Genomic DNA, 23,955 nt, shown 5'->3' on the forward strand with positions numbered 1-23,955 from the left:
ATCGGCGGTGTTCTATCGCGGGTCAAGCCCGCTCCCACAGGAATGTCACGGCTCTGAAGGGCAGTGGGGTACCTGTGGGAGCGGGCTTGACCCGCGATGGCCCTAATCTGAGTACATCAACAGCGGCACCACCTGGTCCGCGTCCGTCAACGCCCCATGGTGCCCGCGCCACTGGCTGGGGTGCTTCTCCTCCACGCTGCGAATGATCCCGCCGGCCCCGGTCGGAACCACGATCAGGTCCCCGATACGCCCCTCGGCCTGGCTCAGCATCACGTCCCCGAACAACCCCGCGCCAATCGCCTGGGCCTTGCTCAACACCCGGTATTCATCCCCCAGGCGGTTCTGCCAGCGCTCGTGCACGCGGTCCTGCTGATGCTCGTGGGTGTACAGGTAGCGCGCCCGGATGTCCCCGGCCATCGCCCGCACCCCGTCCTGCAAGGCACTGTCGGTATCGAAGTCATGCACCTGGGCGCGGTCCAGGTCGAGCATGCCGTGGTCGGCAATCACGAGCATGCGCGCCGAGCGCGGCAGGCGTCCGGCAATGTCGCGGGCCAGCTGATCGGCAATCTCCAGTTGCCTGCACCAGTCGGGCGAGCCCGGCCCATACAGGTGCCCGGCAAAGTCCAGGTCACCGAAATAGGCAAAGCAGAAGGCTGGCGCCTCTACCTCCAGTGCGCTACGCACCAGCTCGGGATAGGCATCGTAGGCCGGCGCGGCAAGGATGCCGCCGGCCTTGTAGATGGCACGGGTGAAGTCCGAGTCGGCAAAGCGCCCGAGCATGACCGTGCTGATCTGTACGCCCTGGGCGGCCGCGTCTTCCCAGGCGGTCTGCGGCACGATGAAGGAGGCCGCGACAGGCGCCGCGGTCGGCACGCTGCCCGTCTGCGCGGCCGCAGTGGTCCATGACAGCGGCGAGAACACCGAATGGGCATCCAGGGCGAAATCGCAGCCCACGATGCCATGCGCACCGCTGCCCATGCCGGAGGTCACGGCGGCCAGGCTGGCGGCAGTGGTGGCCGGGAAGCCGACCTTGAAATGGCTGTCGGGCTGCATCAGCGCGGCCAGGAACGGTGCATGCTCGGCGTGCGCCTTGAGCAGGTTCCAGCCCAAGCCGTCGATCAACAGCAGGCAGGTGGCTGTAGAGCGCTCGAGCCGGAACGGATTCCTGAAGCCCCTGGCGCCCAACCCGGCGAAAACCGACTGGGTCAGGCTGGCCAGGCCCGGCCAGGTGTCGTGAACGTCCCGCATCTCTTCGAACTGCGCCGCCATGTCGCCCTCCGTGGTGCCGTGCAAAACAACAGGTTTAGCACAGCTTGTTCGATCAGCGAACAGAAACGATCAATGCACGGCCCGCCCCGATTGACCCCATTAACCAGTCAGTACATTTTAGTCGTGACGCTCCCTCCCCCTGCCAAGAACAACAATGGAGTTTTACCGATGAGTTTGGCCTCCCCTTCCGGCATTCTCGCCGGCCTGATCGGCGCCGGCATCCAGGCCTCGCGTACCCCGGCCCTGCACGAGCACGAAGGCGCCGCCCAGGGCATCAACTACCTGTACCGGCTGATCGACCTGGACCAGCTGAAGCTGGACAGCAGCGCCCTCGAAGAACTGCTGACCGCGGCCGAGTACATGGGCTTTACCGGGCTCAACATCACCTTCCCGTGCAAGCAGGCGATCGTGCCCCTGCTCGATGAGCTGTCGCCCGAGGCGCGTGGTATCGGCGCGGTGAACACCGTGGTGCTCAAGGACGGTCGACGCATCGGCCACAACACCGACTGCCTGGGGTTTGCCGAGGGCTTCAGGCGTGGCCTGGGTGATGTTTCACGCCGTCATGTGGTGCAGATGGGGGCAGGCGGTGCGGGTGCCGCGGTGGCCCATGCGCTGCTCAGCGAAGGGGTGGCCCAGCTGACGCTCTTCGATGTGGAGCCCGCCCGGGCCCAGGCACTGGCAGACAACCTCAACCAGCATTTCGAGGGCAGCCCCGCACGCTGCGGGCATGACCTGCAAGCGGCCATGGGCCAGGCCTGCGGGCTGGTCAACACCACCCCCATGGGTATGGCCAAGCTGCCGGGCATGCCGGTGCCCAGGGCGCTGCTGCGCGCCGAAATGTGGGTGGCCGAGATCGTGTACTTCCCGCTGGAGACCCTATTGCTGCGCGAGGCGCGGGCACTGGGATGCCGCACGCTCAACGGGGCCAACATGGCGGTGTTTCAGGCGGTGAAGGCCTTCGAGCTGTTCAGCGGCGTGGTGCCGGATGCACAGCGCATGATCGGGCACTTCAACAGCCTGGGGGATTGAACGCTTAGCCGGCACCTGTACAGGGTGGTCAACCCGCAGGTGCCGGCCCTGCCGGCGACTGGAGGCTCCCCGGCATCACGCCTGCAGGTAGCGCAGCACCGACTCGCAGATCATCTCGCGGTGCTTGTCCTTGAGCGCCTTGTCCTCGAAATCCACCTGGAAGATCTCGCCAAAGGTGTGCCGGTTGGACACGCGATAGAAGCAGAACGAACTGATCAGCAGGTGTACGTCCAGCGCCGTCAGGCCCTGGCGGAACACTCCCTCGGCAGCCCCGCGCTGGAGTATCTCGTCCAGCGCGGTGAGCACCGTCTTGTTCATCGAGCGGATCGCGGCCGACTGCTTGACGTACTCGCCGTGGTGCATGTTTTCGTTGCACACGATACGCACGAAGTCGACGTTGCGATCATGGTGATCGAAGGTGAATTCGATCAGCCGGCGAATGCCCTGGCGCGGCTCCAGTTCAGCCAGGTGCAGGTTGCTTTCGGTGCTGCGGATATCGCCGTAAAGCTTCTCCAGCACCTCCACATACAGCTGCTCCTTGCTGTTGAAGTAGTAGTAGATCATGCGCTTGGAGGTCTGGGTGCGCTCGGCGATCGCATCGACCCGGGCACCGGCCAGGCCTTGCTGCACGAACTCGCTGATGGCCGCCTGCAGAATGTTCTCGCGGGTTTTCTCAGGATTGTTCTTGCGGCTCTTGCGCGGCGCCTCGGCAGGTGCCGCCAAGGGTGCTGGAGTTGTCGTCATACGGGGCTCTTGACCAGTCGGTTAACCGCGCGATTATGGCCCCGGGGTGCGCCAGAAGAAAGCCTGACGGGCGCTGACACGTTACAGCTTGGCATGCCGCAGCCCGCCGCTGCGCGCCTTGGCCATCGCTGCCAGGCGCACCGCGACGTTGGCCGCGCCGTAACCGCTGTAGCCATTGCGCCGCTGCAGCACCTCGAAGAAGAAGCGCTCCTCGAACGGCTCGGTGTATACGTGAAACAGCTCGCCGCCCTGGGCATCACGGTCGTACAGCACGTTGTAGTAGGCCAGCTCGCTCAGGAACTGATCGTCGAAGTCGAACCGGGCCGCCAGGTCGTCGTAGTAGTTCAGCGGGATATCGAGCAGCGCCACGCCGGCTTCCTTGGCGCGCTTGACGGCGGCGAAGATGTCCTGGCAGTCGAAGGCGATGTGATGCACGCCCGAGCCGCGGTAGTTGGACAGCGCGTGGGCAATCGCAGTGTTGCGGTTTTCGGAGATGTTCAACGGCAGCCGGATCGAACTGCACTGGCTGCGCAGGGCGCGGCTCTTGACCAGGCCATAGGGATCGGGAAGCACCACCTCGTCATCGGCGCTGAAGTCGAGCAGGCTTTTGTAGAACAGCACCCAGCTGTCCAGGCTGTCGGCCGGCAGGGCCAGTGCCATGTGGTCGATGCGGGTCAGGCCTAGGCCATGGGCGGGTTGCTCGCTGAGGCTGAAGTCGGTGTCGTAGATGGTGCGTCCGTCCGCGCCCTGGTCCACCAGGTAGATCAGGCTGCCGTCGGGGGCGCGTACCGCTGCCAGCTCACGTTCGTTGGGCCCCACCAGGCCACGATAGGGCTGGCCGTGATAGGCCACCGCCCGGGCCAGCGCCTGGGCGCTGTGCCTGACCCGGATCGCCGTGGCGCACAGCGAGGGGCCGTGGCTTTCGAAGAAGTTGTGCGCGAACGAATAGGGCTCGGCGTTGAGGATCAGGTTGATCTCGCCCTGGCGCAGCAGGCTCACATTCTTCGAACGATGCTTGCCGGCACGGGCAAAGCCCAGGCCTTCGAGCCAGTTGCCCAGCTTGGCGCCCGAGGCGTCGTCGACCGCAAACTCGAGAAACTCTATGCCATCGCAGCTGCTGGCCGGCGGCGGCGCGAACAGCAGCTCGGGGTCGGCCAGCGGTGCGGTGCGTTCGAGCAACTGACGGGTCTTTTCCTCCAGGTACAGCAGCGAACGCAGGCCGTCGGCGGCATTGGCCCGTGGCGGCGCGGCACGAAAACCGTCGTTGAAGATCTCCAGCGACAGCGGCCCGCGATAGCCGGCCTGCAGAATCGGCGCCAGAAACCCCGGCAGGTCGAACTCGCCCTGCCCCGGGAAGCAGCGAAAATGCCGGCTCCACTCCAGCACATCCATGGCCAGGATCGGCGCATCGGCCATCTGCACGAAGAAGATCTTGTCCCCCGGCACCTGCGCGATGGCGCTGGGGTCGCCCTTGAGCGACAGGGTGTGGAAGCTGTCGAGGATCATGCCCAGGTTGGCGTGATCGGCCTGGCGCACGATGTCCCACACCTGCTGCCAGGTGTTCACGTGCCGCCCCCAGGCCAGCGCCTCGTAGCCGATGCGCACACCGTGGGCGGCGGCCCGCTCGGCCAGCAGGCTCAGATCGTCGACCAGCAGTTGCTGGCCGCCCAGCGCGTCGGCCGACACGTTGCTGCACACCAGCACCAGGTCGGTGCCCAGTTCCTGCATCAGTTCGAACTTGCGCTCGGCGCGCTCCAGGTTGCGCGCCAGGCGCCCGCGCGGGCAGCCCTCGAAATCGCGAAACGGCTGGAAAAGGGTGATGTCCAGCCCCAGGTCGGTGCAGCGCTGGCGAATCTCGCGGGGGCTGCCGTCGTAGTAGAGAAGGTCGTTTTCGAAGATCTCCACGCCGTCGAATCCGGCGGCGGCAATGGCTTCGAGTTTTTCCGGCAAGGTGCCGCTCAGGGACACGGTGGCAATCGAACGCTGCATCTTCAGGCTCCAACGGGCAGGCAGTGCCCAGCTGCACGAATTATTGGCTGGGGTTTATCCTAGCTCAATCAAAAGGTACGAACTGGTTAGTTTTGTGTGCGATTATCGCCCAGTACCCGCCCAGATCAATTGACCCTTTTTTGACCAATGCGCACCATTTCTTACCACCAGGCAGATGAGCATCTTGCCAAAAGCACCGACGAACCTGCCGTAGTCGACTGGTGTACCGCGTGTCATCCTGGCTTGACCCATAAACATAAAAATACGGGTAATCACCACATGATCCACAGCCAAAGCACTCCCCTGGCCCAGCCATCGGCCAGTACCCCGCACGCCGGCATCGGCGACAAGATCCGTGGCGCCATGGGCGTCGGCAAGACCCGCTGGGTGATGCTGGCGCTGGTATTCTTCGCCACCACCCTGAACTACATCGACCGCGCCGCACTGGGCGTGATGCAGCCGATCCTGGCCAAGGAAATGAGCTGGACGGCGATGGACTACGCCAACATCAACTTCTGGTTCCAGGTGGGCTACGCCATCGGCTTCGTGCTGCAGGGCCGGCTGATCGACCGCATCGGCGTCAAGCGCGTGTTCTTCTGCGCGGTGCTGCTGTGGAGCCTGGCCACTGGCGCCCACGGCCTGGCCACCTCGGCGGTGGGCTTCATGGTCTGTCGCTTCATCCTCGGCCTGACCGAAGCGGCCAACTACCCGGCCTGCGTGAAGACCACCCGGCTGTGGTTCCCGGCGGGCGAGCGGGCGGTGGCCACCGGCATCTTCAACGCCGGCACCAACGTCGGCGCCATGTTCACCCCGATGCTGCTGCCGCTGATCCTCACTGTATGGGGCTGGCAGGCGGCGTTCATGGCCATGGGCGCGCTGGGCCTGGTGTGGGCCACGTTCTGGGGCCTGAAGTACTTCAACCCGGAAAACCACCCGAGCGTGAGCAAGGCGGAACTGGCGTACATCCAGAGCGAGGTCGAGCCTGAACAGGCGGCCGTGCCGTTCACCCGTATCCTGCGCATGCGTGGCACCTGGGCCTTTGCCCTGGCCTACTCGATCACCGCGCCGGTGTTCTGGTTCTACCTGTACTGGCTGCCGCCGTTTCTGAACCAGCAGTACAACCTGGGCATCAGCGTCACGCAGATGGGCATCCCGCTGATCGTGATCTACCTCAGTGCCGACTTCGGCAGCGTGGGTGGCGGGATCCTGTCCTCGTTCATGATCGGTCGCGGCATGGCGCCGGTGAAGGCGCGGCTGCTGTCGATGCTGCTGTTCGCCACCACCATCGTCGGGGTGATCTTCGCCGCAGGCGCCAGCAGCCTGTGGGTGGCGGTACTGGCCATCTCCCTGGCGATTGCCGCGCACCAGGCCTGGACCGCCAACATCTGGAGCCTGGTGATGGACTACACGCCCAAGCACATGATGAGCACCGTGTTCGGCTTTGGCGGCATGTGCGCGGCCACCGGGGGGATGTTCATGACCCAGATCGTGGGGCATGTGCTGACCAGCACCAACAACAACTACACCGTGCTGTTCACCATGATTCCGGCGATGTATTTCATCGCGCTGCTGTGGATGTATTTCATGGCACCGCGCAGGATCCCGACAGTCGAGGCGTAAGCCCGGGCTGCAATGCAGCCCTTCGCCAGCAACGCTGGCTCCTACAGGGAGCCGGCGTTCATTACCTTGCGGGCCTTCTCCAGCGCCCACTGCGCGCGCTGCAGCGCACTCACCCCCTGTTCCAGCAACTGGCGCGTGGGGATCTCCAGGCTCAGCGGCAGGTCGGCCGGCAAGCTGTGCAGCAACCCGTTCAGGTCGCACTCCCCATCCCCGGGAAAACGTCGCTCGTTACGCGCCTGACGCAGGATCTCGGCCATGTCGTCGGGGCGCGGGCCCGCCACGTCGCACAGTTGCGCGTAGCGGATGCGCGAGGCCGGCAAGCGGCGCAGGTCTTCCAGGCGCGACGCCGAGCGATCGAAGTGGAAGGCATCGACCAGCACGCAGCCGTTGGCGCGCCCGGCGTTTTCGACGATGCGGGTGGCCTGGGTCAGGTCCTTGGCATCGGTCCACGGCATGAACTCCAGGTGCGGGTGCAGGCCATACGGCGCGGCCAGGTCGCACAGCGCCGCGAAGTTGTCGGTCAGGCGCTGTTCATCCGGGTCGTTGCCGGCAACCAGCAGCTCACTGGCACCGAAGTCGGCGCCCACCGCGAGCAGGGCCTCGAAGTTGGCGACCAGGGTGTCGGGCTTGAGCCGCAGAATCTCCACATCGAGCACCCGGATGCCGGTGTCGCGCAGGCGCTCGGCTGTCTGCCGGCGCAGGCCGGCGTCGCTTGCCAGCGGGAAGTGATGCTCTTCGGGGGTGGCCGGCTCGAGGCGCAGGCCGACATGGCTGTAGCCGGCCCGGGCGGCGACTTCGACCATCCGGGGTGGGGACAGCTCAAGGACAGTGAGGGCGGCCAGGGACATGACACGTGGGTTCATGGAGGAGTCTCGGGTGCGTTGTTGTATTTGCATTATTTAGAACTTAGTTCCAATTTCAATGCAAGTACAAAAAAACAGCTTTGCGCTCCGCAAAACTGCCTTTGTTTGCCTGAGGACCGCTTCGCTGGCTTGGCAGCGAAGCGTCTAGACAAACAGCTGCGACGCCGGGCTGGCCGCCGACAGCTCGGCCGCCGCCGCCAGCAACGCCGGCGCCAGCTCGTGCAGGCGCGCCTCGTTCAGGCGCGCGGTCGGCCCGGCCACGCTCAACACCCCGACCACATGCCCATCCTGCGGGTGACGTACCACCGCCGCCAACGCCGACGTACCCAGCGCCGAACTCTCCACCACCCACGCATAGCCCAGTTCCCGCGCCATGCGCAGGCGTTCCAGCAGCTGGGCATTGGAAGCTGGCGCGTTCGGCCCGAAGTCCTCGCGCCGGCCCACGCCCTGGCGCTCCACCAGCAGCAACGCCTGGGCATCGCTCAGGCTGGCCAGCCAGGCATGCCCCGACGCGCTGTAGAACAGCGGCGCCTCACGCCCCATGTCCGGGTCGTAGCGCAGGCCGGAGCGGGCGCCCTGGGCCTTGGCGATCCACACCTGGCGCTCGCCGTCGATGATCCCCAGTCGCACCAGCTCGCCGGTCTGCGCGGCCAACTGGTCGAGAATCGGCTGGACGATGTCGGCACCGCTCTGGGCCAGGTAGCGAAAACCCATGCCCACCAGCTTGGTGCTCAGCAGGTACCGGCTGTTTTCCGGATTCTGGCGCACGTAGCCCAGGCGCATGAGCTCGGCGAGCATGCGATGGGTCGCGCTCTTGGGGATGTCCAGCTGCTCGGCCAGGGTCTGCATCGGCAGCCCGCGCGGCTCGCTGGTGAGGCTTTCGAGAAGGCTGAAAGCACGTTCGATCTGACTGCCGGCCATGGTCACGGTCCCTGAAAATTTCGCCGATTCTAAAGAGCGCTGGGCAAAGCGCAAACCACTGTTCGATCTTCGCCCAACTTTGCAGGCAACGGCCTTGGCAGCCGACGTGCAATCATAGAATATGGAACTTAGTTCCAAAATAATAATTGCGCGCACTGCGAGGACCCAGCATGACTGCCCACACCCCTACCTCCCGCCCGGTGGACTGCGATGTCCTGGTCATCGGCTCCGGCGCTGCCGGCCTGAGCGCCGCGGTGACCGCCGCCTTTCACGGGCAGAAGGTCATCGTGGTCGAAAAAGACCCGGTGTTCGGCGGCGCCACGGCCTGGTCCGGCGGCTGGATGTGGGTACCGTGCAACCCGCTGGCACAGCGCGCCGGCATCGTCGAGGACCGTTCGCTGCCGCGCACCTACCTGCAACACGAACTGGGCGAACGCTTCGAACCGGCGATGATCGATGCGTTCCTGGAGGCGGCGCCCCACATGGTGTCGTTCTTCGAACGCCATACCGCCCTGCAGTTCGCCGACGGCAACGGCATTGCCGATATCCACGGCGACACGCCCGGGGCCGGCACGGGCGGGCGCTCGGTGATCGCCGCCCCGTATGACGGGCGCAAGGTCGGCAAGCTGCTCAGGCAACTGCGCCGCACGATGCGCGAAACCTCATTCATGGGCATGCCGATCATGGCCGGCAAGGACCTTACCGCCTTTCTCACCCTGACCCGTTCGTGGCGCTCGCTGCTGCATGTGGGCAAGCGCCTGGCACGCCATCTGCTCGACCTCGCACGCTACGGCCGGGCGATGCAGCTGGTCAACGGCGTGGCCCTGATCGCGCGCCTGGCCAAGTCGGCCGAAGACCTCGGCGTGCTGCTGTGGGCATCGGCCCCGGCGCAGCGCCTGCTGCACAACGCTGGCCGGGTGACGGGGGCGGTGGTGCAGACGGCCAACGGCGACGTGAGCATTCATGCGCGCAAGGCCGTGGTGCTGGCAGCCGGCGGCTTCCCCAACGATATCGAGCGGCGCAAGGCGCTGTTCCCGCGTACCCCCACCGGGCATGAGCACCTGGCCTTGCCGCCGCTGGGCGCCAGCGGCGATGGCCTGCGCCTGGGCGAGAGCGTGGGCGCACACGTGGTCGACGATCTGGCAAGCCCGGTGGCCTGGGCCCCGGTGTCGAAAGTGCCGTACAAGGACGGCAGCTTCGGCCATTTCCCGCACATCATCGAACGTGCCAAGCCCGGCATCATCGGTGTGCTGGCCAACGGCAAGCGCTTCGTCAACGAAGCCAACGGCTACTACGACTACGTGAGCGCGATGGTCGCCAGCGCGCCCGGCGAGCAGGTGGCCTCGTGGCTGATCTGCAGCCACGCCTTCCAGCGCCGCTACGGCCTGGGCATCTCCCGGCCCTTCCCACTGCCGGTGGCGCCCTTCATTCGCAGCGGCTACCTCAAGTGCGGCGACAGCATCGAGGCGCTGGCCATCGCCTGCGGCATCGACCCCCAGGGCCTGAGTGCCACGCTCAGCGACTACAACCGCCATGCGCGCCACGGCGAAGACCCGCAGTTCGGCCGTGGCAGCACGCCCTACAACCGCAAGCAGGGCGATGCGCTGCACCGGCCCAACCCGTGCGTGGCGCCCATCGAGCAGGGGCCGTTCTATGCGGTGAAGGTGGAGCCGGGCTGCTTCGGCACCTTTGCCGGGCTCAGGACCAATGCCCACGCCCAGGTACTGGATGCACAGCAGCAGCCGATTGCCGGCCTGTATGCCGCCGGCAGCGACATGCTCAGCATCATGGGCGGGCATTACCCGGCGGGCGGGATCAATCTGGGGCCGGCGACCACCTTCGGCTACATCGCCGGGCGGCACATTGCCGGGGTCAGTGCCTACGAGTAGGCGCGCCGGCTGCTGCTAGACTGGCGACCCGACTCCTTCATGAAAGCCAGCCGACCATGGACCAGATCAGCGCGATGCAGGCGTTTCGCCGCGTGGTAGAGAGTGGTGGTTTCAGCGCCGCTGCGGCCCTGACCGGGCAATCGCACACCGTGCTGTCGCGCCAGGTCAAGAACCTGGAGCGCCACCTCGGCACCCAGCTGCTCAGCCGCACCACGCGGCGCCTGCACGTCACCGAAGCCGGCGCACTGTGCTACCGCCATTGCGTGCAGGTGCTGGAGCAGCTCGAAGCCATGAGCCTGGAGATTTCCGAACACCAGCAGCAACCCACAGGCACCCTGCGCCTGAGCGTGGCCACGGCATTCGGTGAACTGGAGCTGGGGCGCTGGCTACCGGACTTCGTCGAGCGCTTCGACCAGTTGCAGGTGGAGCTCATCTGCACCGACCGCTTTGTGGACATGCTCGAAGAAGGGATCGATGTGTGCCTGCGGGTGACCACCCACCTGCCCGACTCCAACCTGGTGGCCCGGCAACTGGCCGTCAGCGAAGTCGTGCTGGTAGCCGCCCCCGCGTACCTGCAGCGCTGGCCGGCCCCCATCGAACCGCACACCCTGGGCGAGCATGCGTTGCTCGGCTACAACCGCCTGGCCCAGCCGCAACGGCTGAGCCTGCAGGGGCCCGACGGGCAGCGCCTGGACGTGGCAATGCCCGGCCGGCTGAGCGCCAACTCGCCGATGGCGTTGCGTGCGGCGGCCATTGCCGGCCTGGGTATCGCCAGCTTCGACCGCTTCATCGTGCATGACGCCCTGCTCGACGGGCGCCTGGTACAGGTGCTGCCCGAATGGCAGCAGCCCTCCCGGCACGTGTACGCGATGTTCCCCCAAAGCCGCTATCTGGCGCCCAAGGTTCGGGCATTGGTCGAGTATGCGCGGGCGTACTACGCTGAACCACGATGGGAAATCAAGATGTGATCTGTGCAAGAAGCACACAGGTTCTGGGCTGCTTCTGCCGTATTTGTGCGTTCGTTGTTTGATTAACCTTCTTTCGATTGTTCATCAGAGGGTTTCAACCATGAAAGCACTTCGAGTTACCGCCGCCGGCTTGCTGCTGGCAGCTTGCGCCACTACCGCCGTGGCTGCGGTCTGCTACTGCACCGCCCCACTCATCTCCCTGCCGAAAAATGCACTGACCTGGAAAGTGGTACCGGGCACCAACAACAACGTCACCTACGCCAACGTGCAGGGCGACATCCTGGGCAGTGGTGCCTACGAGGCCTTCGTCAGTTTCCGTCCCGGTGTGGACAATGGCTACCACACCCACACCGAGACGTTGCCGACCGTGGTGATGAGCGGCGTGTTCTACGCCCGCATCAAGGACAAGAACGGCAAGCTGGTCGAGACCGAGTACCCGGCCGGTTCGTACTACCAGTTGCCGGCCGGGCTGGAACATGAGAGCGGTTGCAAGATGACCGCCAAGAAGGAGCCTTGCCTGCTGTTCCAGTATCAGCGCAACCACTTCGACCTGAACCCGGTCCCCCGCTAGGCGGCCTCAGAAATCGAAGAACACCGTTTCGCCTTCACCCTGGATGCGGATATCGAAACGGTAGGCCAGCTTGCCATCCACTTCGCAGCGCCGCGCGACCAAGGTCTCGCGGCGTTGTGGCTGTTCGATCAGGTTGAGCACCGGGCACTTGGCATTGGCCTGGCCCTCGTCGTCGAAGTACAGCCGCGTGTGCAGGTGGATGTTGATGCCGCGGGCGAACAGGCTGACATTGATATGCGGTGCCATCGGCACGCCGGCGGCATTGGCGACCACACCGGGCTTGACCGTCTGCAGCGTCCATTCACCGGCATCGAAGGTGGTGGCGGTGCGTCCGAAGCTGTTGAACGGTTGTTCCAGGTTGAATTCGCTGTGGTACTGCCCGGCCGCGTCGGCCTGCCAGAACTCCAGGAACGAGTCGCGCACCAGGTGGCCGTTGCCGTCGTAGACGTGACCGATCAGCAGGATGTGCTCGCCGGGCGCATCGCTGCGCGCCATGCGGTTCCAGATTTCCTGGTCACGGGTCGGGTTGCCGGCCGCTTCCAGGGCCAGGCCGATGTGCACGTAGGGGCCGGCGGTCTGCGATGGGGTTTCCGGCAGCAGTTCGATAGGCATGGCGGGGCTCCTCAGCGGTTTTCGAAGTGGGTCTTGCGCTGGCCGCGCAGAACGATGTCGAAGCGGTAGGCCAGGCAGTCCATGGGGTTGGCATTGGCCATGTCGAGCCGGGCGATCAGGCTCTGTACCGCGTCCGGGTTGGCGATCGACTTGACGATCGGGCACATCGGGATCAGCGGGTCGCCTTCGAAGTACAGCTGGGTGATCAGACGCGTGGCAATCGACGGGCCGCTGATCGACACGTGGATATGCGCCGGGCGCCAGTCGTTGGGGCCGTTGCGCCACGGGTACGGGCCCGGCTTGATGGTACGGAAACTGTAGTAGCCCTCGCTGTCGGTCAGCGCGCGCCCCACACCCCCGAAGTTGGGGTCCAGCGGCGCCAGATAGCGGTCGTTCTTGTGGCGATAGCGGCCGCCGGCATTGGCCTGCCACATTTCGACCAGGGTGTGCGGGATCGGCTTGCCATACTGGTCGCACACGCGCCCGGCCACGATGATGCGCTCGCCGATGGGCAGGCCGCCGTGGTTGAAGTTCAGCAGCAGGTCATTGTCGTGCTCGGCAAATTTCAGGTGGGAGAAATCCGGCCCAGTGCTTTCGCTGACGGACTGTGGAATGCTCACCAGCGCCTGGCGAGGCGAGCGCGCGACGGAGGTCTTGTAGTCGGGGGTAAGGGCTTTCGGATGCCAGTTCCGATCACGGATAACGAAACGACTGGTGTCTTGTGCAGACATGCCGTTCTCCTCTTATTGGATTTTTGGAGGCCTGTACGGGCAGGAGTGATGGGCAGTGTGGCCGAGGCATGCACCGGCGAACATTGAAAAGAATCCTTGAACCCATAACCGTATGGTTATGTCCAAAGCGCTGACGCCGCCGGGCCGGGTGGACTAATCTTTATCTTCATATTTCAAGCTTGGGAGAACGCTCATGCTCTGGCGAAAAGGCAGGCGCAGCGACAACGTGGTCGACGCTCGCGGTGAAGGCGGCGGTGGTGGTGGCATGCGCCTGGGCGGCAAGGGCCTGAGCCTGACGGCGGTGGTACTGATCGTGGGGATCGGCCTGCTGACCGGGCAGGACCCGATGCAGATCCTTGGCCAGCTGAGCGGGCAGATGAGCGAACAGAGCGCGCCGGCAAGCACCGGCGAGCGCAAGGCACCACCGGCCGGCGACGAACAGGCCGAGTTCGTCGCCAGCATCCTGGGCGACACCGAAGACACCTGGCGCGCCCTGTTTGCCCAGGCCGGGCGCCAGTACAAGGACCCGACCCTCAAGCTGTTCAGCGGTCAGGTCAACTCCGCCTGTGGCTTTGCCTCGTCGGCGACCGGCCCGTTCTATTGCCCGGCCGACCAGCAGGTGTACCTGGACATGAGCTTCTTCAAGGAGATGGAAACCCGCTTCGCGGCAGCGGGCGACTTTGCCCAGGCCTACGTGATCGCCCACGAGGTCGGCCACCATGTGCAGACCCTGCTGGGGGTGTCAGCCAGGATCGACCAGGCCCGTCGCAGCGGCCAGCGCCTGCAAGGCGACAACGGCCTGCTGGTACGTCAGGAACTGCAGGCCGACTGCCTGGCCGGCGTGTGGGCCTACCAGGCACAGCAACGCCATAACTGGCTGGAGCCGGGCGATATCGAAGAGGCCCTGAACGCCGCCAACGCGATCGGCGATGACCGCCTGCAGCAGCAGAGCAAAGGCCGCGTGGTGCCCGACTCGTTCACCCACGGCACTTCCGCGCAGCGCGTGCGCTGGTTCAAGACCGGCTTCGCCAAGGGCGACCTCAACCAGTGCGACACCTTTGGCGCCAGCAGACTCTGACGCCTGTAATGGGGTGTTTGCGGCCTCGCGCAAACACCCTAAACATTTTGTTGATGGTTTTCGTCGGAATTGGAGAAAAAGCGTTTCAGCTCTGCAACATCCCGCCGATAAAGGCAGCTCACATCAGCTGGCCTCCAAGAAAAACAACCTCCAGCGATTTAGATCAAAGAGCGCACAGAATCCTGGAGGGATCGCATGAACAGCTGGTTTGCCAATATCAGCGTCAACCTGAAACTCGCCCTGGGCTTCGGCCTGGTGCTGCTGCTGACCGGCCTGTTGGCCCTGACCGGCTGGACCAGCCTGGGCGGTCTGATCGACCGCAGCAACTGGATGAGCGACATCACCCAGCTCAACAACGAGCTCACCGAACTGCGCATCGCCCGCCTGCAGTACATGATTGCCGACGGTGACGACAAGCTCGCGCAGAATGTCCAGGCCAAGCTGGATACCTTCAAGGCCCGCCAGCAGAACCTGCTGAACACCTTCAAGAGCCCGGAGAACGTCAAGCTGCTGCGCGAACAGGCGCAGGTGGTCGCCGCCTACGAGGTGTCCCTGGCCAAGATGCGCAGCGCCTACAAGCAGGGTGGCGAAGCGCGCCGCAGCATGGGCGTTACCGCCAATGAGGCCGGTGCCCTGATGGAAACCCTGCTGGCCGACAGCCTGTCCTCTGGCCAGAGTGACAGCGAGCGCCTGGAACATCTCAAGCGCCTGACCACCGTACGCCAGCACCTGCTGCTGGCCCGCTTCGAGGTGCGCGGCTACATCGCCGACCTCACCCCGGAAACCGAACAGGTCGCCGCCCGCCAGCTCGACGCCACCCTGGCCGAAACCCGCCAGCTGGCCGCCACCGATGCTCGTGCCCGACCGCTCGAGGCCGCCACCCTGCACTACGCCGAAGCGGTGCGCAGCTTCAAGGCCGCCAACACGGCGATCGGCGAGGCGCGCAAGGAAATGACCACCCAGGGCTACGACATCGTGCGCCTGAGCGATGAGCTGTACGCCATCCAGCTGCAACGTCGCGACCTCGAAAGTGCCCAGGCGCGTACCTGGCAACTGGCAAGCACCCTGGCGGCGCTGCTGTTCGGCGTGCTGGCGGCGATCATCATCACCCGCCAGATCACCCGCCCGCTGCGCGAGACCCTGGAAGTGGTGGAGAAGATCGCCACCGGCGACCTGACCCACACCCTGCGCGTCACCCGCCGTGACGAACTGGGCGTGCTGCAACAAGGCATCCAGCGCATGGGCGAAACCCTGCGCGACCTGATCGGCGGCATCCGTGACGGCGTGACCCAGATCGCCAGTGCGGCCGAAGAGCTGTCGGCGGTCACCGAGCAGACCAACGCCGGGGTCAACAGCCAGAAGGTCGAGACCGACCAGGTGGCCACCGCCATGCACGAAATGGCGGCCACCGTGCAGGAAGTGGCGCGCAATGCCGAGCAGGCGTCCGAGGCCGCCACCGACGCCGACGGCCAGGCCCGCGCCGGTGACCAGGTGGTGGCCCAGGCCATCGCGCAGATCGAGCGCCTGGCGGTCGAGGTCAACCGCTCCACCGAGGCCATGGGCCAGTTGCAGCAGGAAAGCCAGAAGATCGGCAGCGTGATGGACGTGATCAAGTCGGTGGCCGAACAGACCAACCTGCTGGCGCTCAACGCCGCGATCGAAGCGGCACGGGCGGGTGAAGCCGGGCGTGGTTTTGCCGTGGTGGCCGATGAAGTGCGCGGCCTGGCGCAGCGCACCCAGAAGTCCACCGAGGAAATCGAGGTGCTGGTGGCGGGCCTGCAAAGCGGCACCCAGCAGGTGGCCAACGTGATGCATGGCAGCCGCAGCCTGACCGACAGCAGCGTGGAGCTGACGCGCAAGGCGGGTGCCTCGCTGGAGAACATCACCCGCGTGGTGTCGAACATCCAGTCGATGAACCAGCAGATCGCCGCGGCGGCCGAGCAGCAGAGCGCGGTGGCCGAAGAGATCAGCCGCAGCATCCTGAACGTGCGTGATGTGTCGGAGCAGACGGCGGCGGCGAGCCAGGAGACGGCGGCATCCAGCGTCGAGCTGGCGCGCCTGGGCAATCAGTTGCAGATGCTGGTCAGCCACTTCCGCGTCTGACCGAATCGGACGGCGTAGCCATCGCGGGTCAAGCCCGCTTGTGTCTTGAGGAGGGGTTAGAATCTGAAGTGAGAGCGGTGAATGGCAAGCTGATAGCCCGAGGTGCCCTGAGCACGCGTGGGAGCACAAGCTGCCATTCACCGTTCTACTTTGGCGAGAGCCCGAACAGTTGGATGAGGGCCAAATCTCGAATCACAAGCGTGGGCCAAGCCAAAGTACTCTCACACCTTGAGTCTAAGAGGGTTTGGCCATGTCTTCCTCTGTCGGTATCGATGTTTCCAGTGCCACGCTCGCCGTTCACATCCGCCCCGAGGATATTAGTTTCAATGTTTCCAATGACTTGAGTGGATTTAAGCAGCTCGTCGAAAAACTTGGCGAGTACCAGGTTTCAGCCATTTTGCTTGAAGCAACCGGCGGTTATGAATGCAGTGCCCTTCGGGCACTGCAAGGTGCTGGTTTCCCGGCCTTCCGAATCAACCCCAATCGCGCCCGGGATTTCGCCAAGTCCATGGGCAAGCGTGCCAAGACCGACCCTATCGATGCAGCTGTGCTTGCCCATTTCGCCGAGGTGCTGCCGCCTCAACGTTGCGTAACGATGACCCCTGAGCGAGCTTTGCTACGTGAACTGCTGATCCAGCGGGATCGTTTCGTCCAGCAACGTGACGATGACAAGCGCCGACTGAAGCAAGCGCAAACGGCATGTGTTTTGGCGAGTCTGGAGCGCCATATCAATTATCTGAAGGCCGAGATCAAAGCGCTTGAGCAAGAAATTGCCAAGCAGGCGGAGGAACTGCATGACGACCGCGTAGCGCAGCTCATGCAGGTCAAAGGTATCGGCCTGGTCACAGCCGCCAAACTGGTGGCATTGCTACCGGAACTGGGTCAGGTGAGTCGCCAGGAGATCGCGGCTCTAGTGGGTGTCGCGCCGTTTAACGAAGATAGTGGCAAACACTCTGGCAAACGTTCGATCTGGGGAGGGCGGACACGAATCAGGCGGGCGCTGTACATGGCGTGCTGGGTCGTCATCCGGCACAACAAGGACTTCACTGAGCGTTATACCGCTATGAGGGCCCAGGGAAAGCTAGCGAAGGTAGCGGTAGTGGCATGCATGAGAGTCCTGATCGTCCGTTTGAATGCGATGCTCAAGGCCGGTACGCCGTGGCAGGAGCAGATCGCTCAACCGTAGGAGCCAGCTTTGCTGGCGATGCCCGGCTACGCCGGGCCAGGGGCGCTAAGCACCCCATCGACGGCAGAGCCGGCTCCTACAAAAAGACAGTTGCTCCCACCAGGTTCAGCGAAACCTTGTGGGAGCGGACTTGGCCCGCGATGCTGTCAGCCCTTACTTGACGACCTGCCCCACCCCGCGTCCACGCGGGTCAGACGCGGTTTCCAGCGCCGAACCCGTCACCCGGATCGCCTGGATATCGCCCATCTCCCAGCCCTGGTCCTCCAGGGTGTAGCCCATCTTCTTCAGTTCCTCGGCCACCTTGCCATCGAGCGGCGCATAGGCGTCGTAGTAGATAGTGTCCTTGGGCAGCAACTGGTGGTGCACACGCTGCGCCGCCACCGCCTTCTCCAGCGGCAGGTTGTAGTCGTATAGGTTGTTGAGCACCTGGAAGATCGAGGTGAAGATCCGCGAGCCACCCGGCGTACCCAGCACCAGCGTGACCTTGCCATCGCGGGTCACCAGGCTCGGCGCCATCGACGACAGCATGCGCTTGCCCGGCTCGATGGCATTGGCATCGCCACCGACCACACCGAAGGCGTTCGCCACACCCGGCTTGGCACTGAAGTCGTCCATCTCGTCATTGAGCAGGAAGCCCGCGCCCTTCACCACCACGCCGCTGCCGTAGTCCCAGTTCAGGGTGTAGGTGTTGCTGACCGCGTTGCCCTGCTTGTCGACGATGGAGAAGTGCGTGGTCTGGTGCGGCTCCAGCCCCGGACGCACCTTGGCGGTGTCGGAGATGGCGGTCGGGTTGACCTCTTGCGCGCGCTTGGCCAGGTAGTCCTTGGCAATCAGCTGCGCCACCGGCACCTTGGAAAACGCCGGGTCGCCCAGGTAGTCGGCACGGTCGGCGAACACACGCTTCTCGATTTCCGAAAGCAGGTGGATGTAGCGTGCCGAGTTCAGCTCGACACCCTTGAAGTCGGCTGCGCGGTTTTCCTTGATGCCCAGCAACTGCGCCAGCGCGATGCCGCCCGAGCTGGGCAGCGGCGCGGTGTAGACCACGTTGCCACGCCATTCGATGCCCATCGGCTCACGCCACACGGCCTTGTAGTCCTTGAGGTCTTCCTTGCTGACCAGGCCCTTGTCGGCCTGCATCTGCGCCACCAGCAGGTCGGCGGTCTTGCCCTGGTAGAACTCGCTCACACCCTTGTCGGCAATGCGCTCCAGGGTCTGCGCCAGCTCGGGCTGCCTGAAGGTCTCGCCCACCTTCATGCTGCCGAAATAGTCGTTGAAGTTGGTGCTGTCCTTGAACAGCCCCTGGGCATCTTCGCGGTACTGGTACTGCTTGGCGGCGATCTTGAAGCCGTTCTTCGCGTAGCCCACCGCCGGGGTCAGCAGCTCGGCCCAGGGCAGCTTGCCGAACTTCTGGTGCGCCTCCCACAGGCCCATCACCGTGCCCGGCACCCCGGCGGCCCGGGCGCCCACCAGGCTGAGGTTCTCGATGATCTCGCCTTTGTCGTCCAGGTACATGTTGCGGCTGGCCGCCTTGGGCGCCACTTCACGGTAGTCGAGGAAGTAGGGGTTGCCATCCATGTACAGGGTCATGAAACCGCCGCCGCCGATGTTGCCGGCCTCGGGGTAGGTAACGGCCAGGGTGAAGGCAGTGGCCACCGCGGCGTCCACTGCGTTGCCGCCCTTCTTGAGGATGTCGGCGGCGACCTGTGCACCATATTGATCGGGCGCGGCCACCGCGCCGCCGTCCAGCGTCACGGCATAGGCTGATGAGCTGGCGACGATCGCAGCGCTCAAGGTCAGCGTTCGAAACATCAGAGTGCGCATGCGGGTTTCCTTGGTGTTGTTTTTATCGAACAACCATTAAGGCGCATGCCCAGGGATTTTTCAAATGCCGCCTGCGGTTTTCAGCAGGCGTAGATCGACAGCTTGTGCTGGATGAAATCCAGAAAGCACTGGATACGCAGGGCCAGTTGCGAGTTGCGGTAGTACACCGCGTTGATCGGCTGGCGATAGCCGCTGTTGGCCTCGGCCAGCACCAGTTGCAGGCGGCCGGCCTGGAGGTCTTCGTGGGTCATGAAGTGCGACAGGCAGGCGATGCCTTCGCCGGCCAGCGCCAGGTGGCGCAGGGTTTCGCCGCTGGAGGCGCACAGGTCGGGGCGGATCGCCAGGCGGTCGCCTTCGGTGTGGCGCAGCGGCCAGTGATTGAGGGTTTCGGTCTGGGTGAAGCCCAGCAGCGAATGCCCGGCCAGTTCCTCCACATGCCGTGGCGTACCGCGCCGCGCAAGGTACGCGGGGCTGGCCAGCACATGCAGCGGGCTGCACCCCAGCGAGCGGGCGTGCAGGCTGGAGTCGGCCAGCTCGCCGATGCGGATGGCGATATCGGTGCTCTGTTCGAGCAGGTCGATGATCAAGTCGTCGGTGTTGAGCTCCAGCTGGATATCCGGGTACAGCTGGCGGAACTCCCCCACCCAGGGCACGATGGCATGCAGCATGAACGGCGCCGCCGCATTGATGCGCAGGCGCCCGGACGGGGTCTGGCGGTGCAGGCTCAGGCGCTCTTCGAGTTCGTCCATCTGTTGCAGGATGGCCTTGGCACGCTCGAAGAAAAACCGCCCCTCTTCGGTGAGGTCCATGCGCCGCGTGGTGCGGTTGATCAGCGTGGTGCCCAGCTTGGCCTCCAGCCGCGACAGGCTGCGGCTGATGGCCGACGGGGTCTGCCCGCCCTGTTCGGCGGCGGCGGAAATAGAGCCGCACTCGATGACCGAGACGAACATCTGCAATTCATCGGACCTGGCTTTCACGGCTGTTCCCTGGTGTGGCGTTCAGCCGTGATAGATAGCCGCTTGGCGTTGCCCGCGCAACCCTTCATCAGGCGCCAGTGTGGAAAACCCGGGCCAGGTGCTGCTCGTAGCCGGCCACGGCAGCCTCGACGTTGGGGTTCTTCATCACGTCGGTGGCCAGGTAGGTCGGCAGACCGCTCATGCCCAGGAACTGGTTGGCCTTGTGGAACGGGAAGTACACCGCGTCCACGCCCTTGCCTTCGAAAAACTGCGCCGGATCGTCGAACGCTTCCTGCGGTGCGTTCCAGGTCAGCGACAGCATGTACTGCTTGCCCTGGATCAGGCCGCCGCTGCCGTACTTGCTCGACGCATCGGAGCGGGTGCGCCCGTCGCTGGCGTAGAGGCTGCCGTGGCCGGCGGTGAACACTTCGTCCAGGTACTGCTTGACGGTCCACGGCGCGCCCATCCACCAACCGGGCATCTGGTAGATGACCACGTCGGCCCAGAGGTACTTCTGCACTTCTTCGGCAACGTCGTAGCCGCCATCGATGTAGGTGCTCCTGACGTCGAAACCGGCGCGGTCGAGAAACGCCAGCGCGGCCTCGTGCAGGGTCTCGTTCAGGCGGCCATCGGAGTGGGCGAACTGCTTGCCGCCGTTGAGCAACAGGATCTTCTTCATCATCTGCCTCATGTGTGTTCGGGGCGGCCAACAGAAGGGCGGCCCGGTGAATGTGATGGCGGCAGATTAATCAGTTCAGCGCAGCGCAAATACCCTCGCGCGGGCAAAACGCTTTTGACCAAAAAGCACGAATTCAGCGCTTATTGTTGAAATAAGATTGGCTCACTTTTTACAGGAGCCTCCCCATGAGCGAACCCTACGGTTTCATCCTCAAAGCCAAGACCCGCCCCGAAAAGGCCGAGGAGTTCGAGGCGCTGTTTCGCAGCTATGTAGAACCCAGCCGTGCCGAGCCCGGCTGCATCGAGTACCACATGCTGCGCGACCGGCAGGACCCAAGCCTGTTCGTGTTCTACGAAATCTGGGCCAGCAAGGCCGCACTGGATGTGCATTCGGCGCTGCCGCACATGCAGCAGTTTGCCGAGCGGCGCATGGAATACCTTGAGCGCGACTTCGACATCCAGTTGATCGAGATGCTCAGCCCGTCCTCGGCTAGCCGTTGAGCGCCAGATGGGCGCCCAGCAGCGCCAGGCCGATGAAAAAGCAGCGTTTGAACAGCACGGCACTGATGCGCTGACGCAGGCACTGGCCCAGCCACATGCCCAGCAATGCCGGTATCAGCACCACCAGCGAGGCCCCCAGCGCCTCGCCGCCCAGTGCGCCCTGCCCGGCAAGGCCCACGGCCAGCGCCAGGGTCGAGACGGTGAACGACAGGCCCAGCGCCTGCACCATCTGTTCACGGTGCAGGCCCAGGGCCTGCAGGTACGGTACGGCCGGTATCACGAACACCCCGGTGGCGGCGGTGATGATGCCCGTCACCAACCCGCACAGCGGGCCCAGCCAGCGCTCGTGGCGGGGGGCCAGGTGCAGGCCTGGGTGGCACAGGCCGTACAGTGCATACACCAGCAACGCCACGCCCAATGCGTGCGCCGCCCACGCGCCACTGTCGATGCCCAGCCAGACACTGCCCAGCAAGGTGCCGATGAAGATCATCAGTTGCATCGGCCAGAGCCTGCGCAGCAATGCACGCAAGTGGCCACCCGCCGCCAGCTGCCAAAGGTTGGTGACCGTCGACGGCACGATCAGCAGCGCGGCAGCCTGCGCCGGTGACATAGCCAGCCCCAGCAACCCCATGGCCACGGTGGGCAGGCCCAGGCCGATCACGCCCTTGACCGTGCCTGCCAGCACGAAGGTAAGCACAACCAGCAGCGACAGCGCCGGGCCGATAGCCTGATAGAAGCCGAATAAAGTCGTCATGGGCCCATGCTGCCCTGCCCGCACGCCCGTGAACAGTTGCCATATACTGAGCCAGACTATTGCCCAGGCAGAGGCTCATGCATTTCGATCTGATTGACCTACGACTGTTTCTGCACACCGTGGAGTGCGGCAACATCACCGCCGGCGCCCAGCGCAGCCACCTGTCGCTGCCGGCGGCCAGCGCGCGCATTCGCGCCATGGAAAGCTCGCTGGGCGTACCGCTGCTGCAGCGCAACCGGCGCGGCGTGCACCCCACGGCCGCCGGCCAGGCCCTGGTCAACCATGCGCGCCAGATCGGCCAGCAGGTGCAGCGGCTGCAATTCGACCTGGGCCAGTATGCCCAGGGGTTGCAGGGCCAGGTGCGGCTGCTGTGCAACACCGCGGCGCTGACCGAGTACCTGCCCGAACTGCTGGCGACGTTTCTGGCCCGCCACCCGGCCATCGACGTGGACGTGGTCGAATTGCCCAGCCTGCGTATCGTGCAGGCGATCACCCAGGGCGAGGCCGACCTGGGCATCATCTCCAATGCCGTGGCCAGCGAGCACCTGCAGAGCGTGGCGTTTCGCGACGACCCGCTGGTGCTGATCATGGCGCCGGATCACCCGCTGGCCAGCCACCCGCACCTGCGCTTTGCCGACACCCTTGAACATGGCCATGTCGGCCTGCAGGCAGACAGCGCCCTGGCCCTGTACCTGGAGGAACAGGCCCTGCACCTGGGGCGCCGGCTGCAGGTGCGGGTACGTGCCGAAGGCTTCGACGGGGTGATACGCATGGTGGCCCATGGCGCAGGCCTGGGCATCGTGCCGCAGGCTGCCGTGCAACGCTGGCAAGGGGTGCTGGCGCTGCACAGCCTGGCGCTGGACGAACCCTGGGCACAACGCCAGCTGCGCCTGTGCAGCCGCAATTTTTCGGCGCTTCCCGGGCACACGCGCACACTTCTGCAAAGCTTGTCGGCAGGCGCTATTGCCCCGGCAGGGACAATCCACCCACAATCGCCTTCGCGCACCGCTATGTAACAAGACAATGCCGTGCCTACGAGCCGTAAAGGGAGTTTTCCGTGCCGTCGATCTACCAGTTGAAACCGCGCTTCCAGGCGCTGCTGCGCCCTATGGTCAAGCGTCTGTACGAGCGCGGCATAACTGCCAACCAGGTGACGGTCGCCGCCGCGGCGGTCAGTGTGGCGCTCGGCCTGCTGCTGGCCGCCGCACCGCACATCACCTGGCTGTTCGCCCTGGTGCCGGCCTGGATGCTGCTGCGCATGGCGCTCAATGCCATCGACGGCATGCTCGCCCGGGAATTCGGCCAGCAGTCACGCCTGGGCGCCTACCTCAACGAGCTGTGCGACGTGGTCGCCGACAGCGCACTGTACCTGCCCTTCGCCCTGCTGCCGGGCGTGTCGCCGGCGCTGGTGGTGATCGTGGTGCTGGCCGCGCTGGTGAGCGAATACGCCGGGGTGATGGGCCCCCTGGTAGGCGCCGAACGCCGTTATGACGGCCCGATGGGCAAGAGCGACCGTGCCTTCGTGTTCGGTGTGCTCGGTGCCGGCGTGGCCACCGGCCTGCTGAGCGCAGCGTGGCTCAACGGCGTGTTGCTGGTGGTGCTGCTGCTGTCGCTTCATACCCTCTACAACCGGGTGAGCCGAGGCCTGGCGCAACCCCGCTGAAGCCCTCCG

The 23,955-nt window shown here is 64.9% G+C and carries 22 protein-coding genes; 11 read left to right on the forward strand and 11 right to left on the reverse strand.

Annotated elements, in window-relative coordinates; translation table 11 throughout:
• Positions 1 to 102: 102 nt before the first annotated feature.
• Positions 103 to 1,269, reverse strand: a complete 1,167-nt coding sequence (locus tag V9K84_RS18530; RefSeq protein WP_088513889.1) for an alkaline phosphatase family protein — start codon at positions 1,267 to 1,269, stop codon at positions 103 to 105.
• A 174-nt stretch (positions 1,270 to 1,443) separates the two neighbouring features.
• Here V9K84_RS18530 and V9K84_RS18535 point away from each other — a divergent pair, with 174 nt between their 5' ends.
• Complete coding sequence (locus V9K84_RS18535; protein WP_162484868.1) at positions 1,444 to 2,298, forward strand: shikimate dehydrogenase; 855 nt, start codon at positions 1,444 to 1,446, stop codon at positions 2,296 to 2,298.
• Positions 2,299 to 2,373: 75 nt separating this feature from the next.
• Here the strand turns inward: V9K84_RS18535 and V9K84_RS18540 are convergent, their stop codons facing one another.
• Positions 2,374 to 3,042, reverse strand: coding sequence for a TetR/AcrR family transcriptional regulator (locus V9K84_RS18540; protein ID WP_043860689.1), 669 nt, complete (start codon positions 3,040 to 3,042; stop codon positions 2,374 to 2,376).
• A gap of 81 nt (positions 3,043 to 3,123) precedes the next feature.
• Positions 3,124 to 5,031, reverse strand: coding sequence for a 3-dehydroshikimate dehydratase QuiC (quiC, locus tag V9K84_RS18545; protein ID WP_054916558.1), 1,908 nt, complete (start codon positions 5,029 to 5,031; stop codon positions 3,124 to 3,126).
• A 279-nt stretch (positions 5,032 to 5,310) separates the two neighbouring features.
• Between quiC and V9K84_RS18550 the strand changes: the two genes are divergently transcribed.
• Positions 5,311 to 6,651: an MFS transporter gene (locus V9K84_RS18550; RefSeq protein WP_043860691.1), complete on the forward strand. Its 1,341-nt coding sequence runs from the start codon at positions 5,311 to 5,313 to the stop codon at positions 6,649 to 6,651.
• A gap of 41 nt (positions 6,652 to 6,692) precedes the next feature.
• Here the strand turns inward: V9K84_RS18550 and V9K84_RS18555 are convergent, their stop codons facing one another.
• Together V9K84_RS18555 and V9K84_RS18560 are read right to left on the reverse strand one after the other, a co-directional pair.
• Positions 6,693 to 7,514, reverse strand: coding sequence for a sugar phosphate isomerase/epimerase (locus V9K84_RS18555; protein WP_054916557.1), 822 nt, complete (start codon positions 7,512 to 7,514; stop codon positions 6,693 to 6,695).
• Positions 7,515 to 7,658: 144 nt separating this feature from the next.
• On the reverse strand, positions 7,659 to 8,435 hold the full coding sequence (locus V9K84_RS18560) for an IclR family transcriptional regulator (RefSeq protein ID WP_088513890.1): 777 nt from the start codon (positions 8,433 to 8,435) through the stop codon (positions 7,659 to 7,661).
• Between the two features lie 170 nt (positions 8,436 to 8,605).
• Between V9K84_RS18560 and V9K84_RS18565 the strand changes: the two genes are divergently transcribed.
• The 3 genes from V9K84_RS18565 (at position 8,606) to V9K84_RS18575 (ending at position 11,863) form a co-directional block, all read left to right on the forward strand.
• Positions 8,606 to 10,324, forward strand: coding sequence for an FAD-dependent oxidoreductase (locus V9K84_RS18565; RefSeq protein WP_088513891.1), 1,719 nt, complete (start codon positions 8,606 to 8,608; stop codon positions 10,322 to 10,324).
• 56 nt (positions 10,325 to 10,380) lie between these two features.
• Entirely contained in the window at positions 10,381 to 11,292 is a 912-nt protein-coding gene (locus V9K84_RS18570) for a LysR family transcriptional regulator (protein WP_088513892.1), read from the forward strand.
• Between the two features lie 100 nt (positions 11,293 to 11,392).
• Complete coding sequence (locus V9K84_RS18575; RefSeq protein ID WP_088513893.1) at positions 11,393 to 11,863, forward strand: cupin; 471 nt, start codon at positions 11,393 to 11,395, stop codon at positions 11,861 to 11,863.
• 6 nt (positions 11,864 to 11,869) lie between these two features.
• Here V9K84_RS18575 and pcaG read toward each other — a convergent pair whose 3' ends face one another.
• Complete coding sequence (gene pcaG / locus V9K84_RS18580; protein ID WP_043860697.1) at positions 11,870 to 12,475, reverse strand: protocatechuate 3,4-dioxygenase subunit alpha; 606 nt, start codon at positions 12,473 to 12,475, stop codon at positions 11,870 to 11,872.
• 11 nt (positions 12,476 to 12,486) lie between these two features.
• A complete protein-coding gene (pcaH, locus tag V9K84_RS18585) occupies positions 12,487 to 13,206 on the reverse strand; it encodes a protocatechuate 3,4-dioxygenase subunit beta (protein WP_043860698.1) in 720 nt (239 codons plus the stop codon).
• 193 nt (positions 13,207 to 13,399) lie between these two features.
• Here pcaH and V9K84_RS18590 point away from each other — a divergent pair, with 193 nt between their 5' ends.
• The 3 genes from V9K84_RS18590 (at position 13,400) to V9K84_RS18600 (ending at position 17,573) form a co-directional block, all read left to right on the forward strand.
• Entirely contained in the window at positions 13,400 to 14,284 is an 885-nt protein-coding gene (locus V9K84_RS18590) for a neutral zinc metallopeptidase (protein ID WP_043860699.1), read from the forward strand.
• Between the two features lie 195 nt (positions 14,285 to 14,479).
• Entirely contained in the window at positions 14,480 to 16,387 is a 1,908-nt protein-coding gene (locus tag V9K84_RS18595) for a methyl-accepting chemotaxis protein (protein ID WP_043860700.1), read from the forward strand.
• 250 nt (positions 16,388 to 16,637) lie between these two features.
• A complete protein-coding gene (locus V9K84_RS18600) occupies positions 16,638 to 17,573 on the forward strand; it encodes a transposase (RefSeq protein ID WP_338791484.1) in 936 nt (311 codons plus the stop codon).
• Positions 17,574 to 17,726: 153 nt separating this feature from the next.
• Here V9K84_RS18600 and ggt read toward each other — a convergent pair whose 3' ends face one another.
• The 3 genes from ggt to V9K84_RS18615 form a co-directional block, all read right to left on the reverse strand.
• Positions 17,727 to 19,394 (reverse strand): gamma-glutamyltransferase, encoded by a 1,668-nt coding sequence (ggt, locus tag V9K84_RS18605; RefSeq protein ID WP_088513833.1) that lies wholly within the window; start codon positions 19,392 to 19,394, stop codon positions 17,727 to 17,729.
• 80 nt (positions 19,395 to 19,474) lie between these two features.
• Entirely contained in the window at positions 19,475 to 20,371 is an 897-nt protein-coding gene (locus V9K84_RS18610) for a LysR family transcriptional regulator (protein WP_054916552.1), read from the reverse strand.
• Positions 20,372 to 20,438: 67 nt separating this feature from the next.
• Positions 20,439 to 21,029, reverse strand: a complete 591-nt coding sequence (locus V9K84_RS18615) for an NAD(P)H-dependent oxidoreductase (protein ID WP_054916551.1) — start codon at positions 21,027 to 21,029, stop codon at positions 20,439 to 20,441.
• Positions 21,030 to 21,214: 185 nt separating this feature from the next.
• On the opposite strand from V9K84_RS18615, the gene V9K84_RS18620 reads away from it, so the two are divergent.
• Positions 21,215 to 21,529 carry a putative quinol monooxygenase gene (locus V9K84_RS18620; protein ID WP_043860704.1) on the forward strand — a complete coding sequence of 105 codons (315 nt, stop codon included), beginning with the start codon at positions 21,215 to 21,217 and terminating at the stop codon, positions 21,527 to 21,529.
• On the opposite strand, the gene V9K84_RS18625 is transcribed toward V9K84_RS18620, so the two are convergent.
• The gene (locus V9K84_RS18625) at positions 21,519 to 22,283 is read right to left on the reverse strand and encodes a sulfite exporter TauE/SafE family protein (RefSeq protein WP_088513834.1); all 765 of its coding nucleotides are present in this window, start codon (positions 22,281 to 22,283) and stop codon (positions 21,519 to 21,521) included. The two genes, V9K84_RS18620 and V9K84_RS18625, sit on opposite strands and share 11 nt — an antisense overlap.
• Before the next feature lie 77 nt (positions 22,284 to 22,360).
• On the opposite strand from V9K84_RS18625, the gene V9K84_RS18630 reads away from it, so the two are divergent.
• A complete protein-coding gene (locus V9K84_RS18630) occupies positions 22,361 to 23,299 on the forward strand; it encodes a LysR family transcriptional regulator (RefSeq protein ID WP_088513835.1) in 939 nt (312 codons plus the stop codon).
• Positions 23,300 to 23,340: 41 nt separating this feature from the next.
• A complete protein-coding gene (locus V9K84_RS18635; protein ID WP_054916548.1) occupies positions 23,341 to 23,946 on the forward strand; it encodes a CDP-alcohol phosphatidyltransferase family protein in 606 nt (201 codons plus the stop codon).
• Positions 23,947 to 23,955 lie beyond the last annotated feature (9 nt).

Origin of the sequence: Pseudomonas sp. AE27 (genome assembly GCF_037113495.1) — a bacterium.
In the GTDB taxonomy this organism is placed as follows: Bacteria; Pseudomonadota; Gammaproteobacteria; order Pseudomonadales; family Pseudomonadaceae; genus Aquipseudomonas; species Aquipseudomonas palmensis.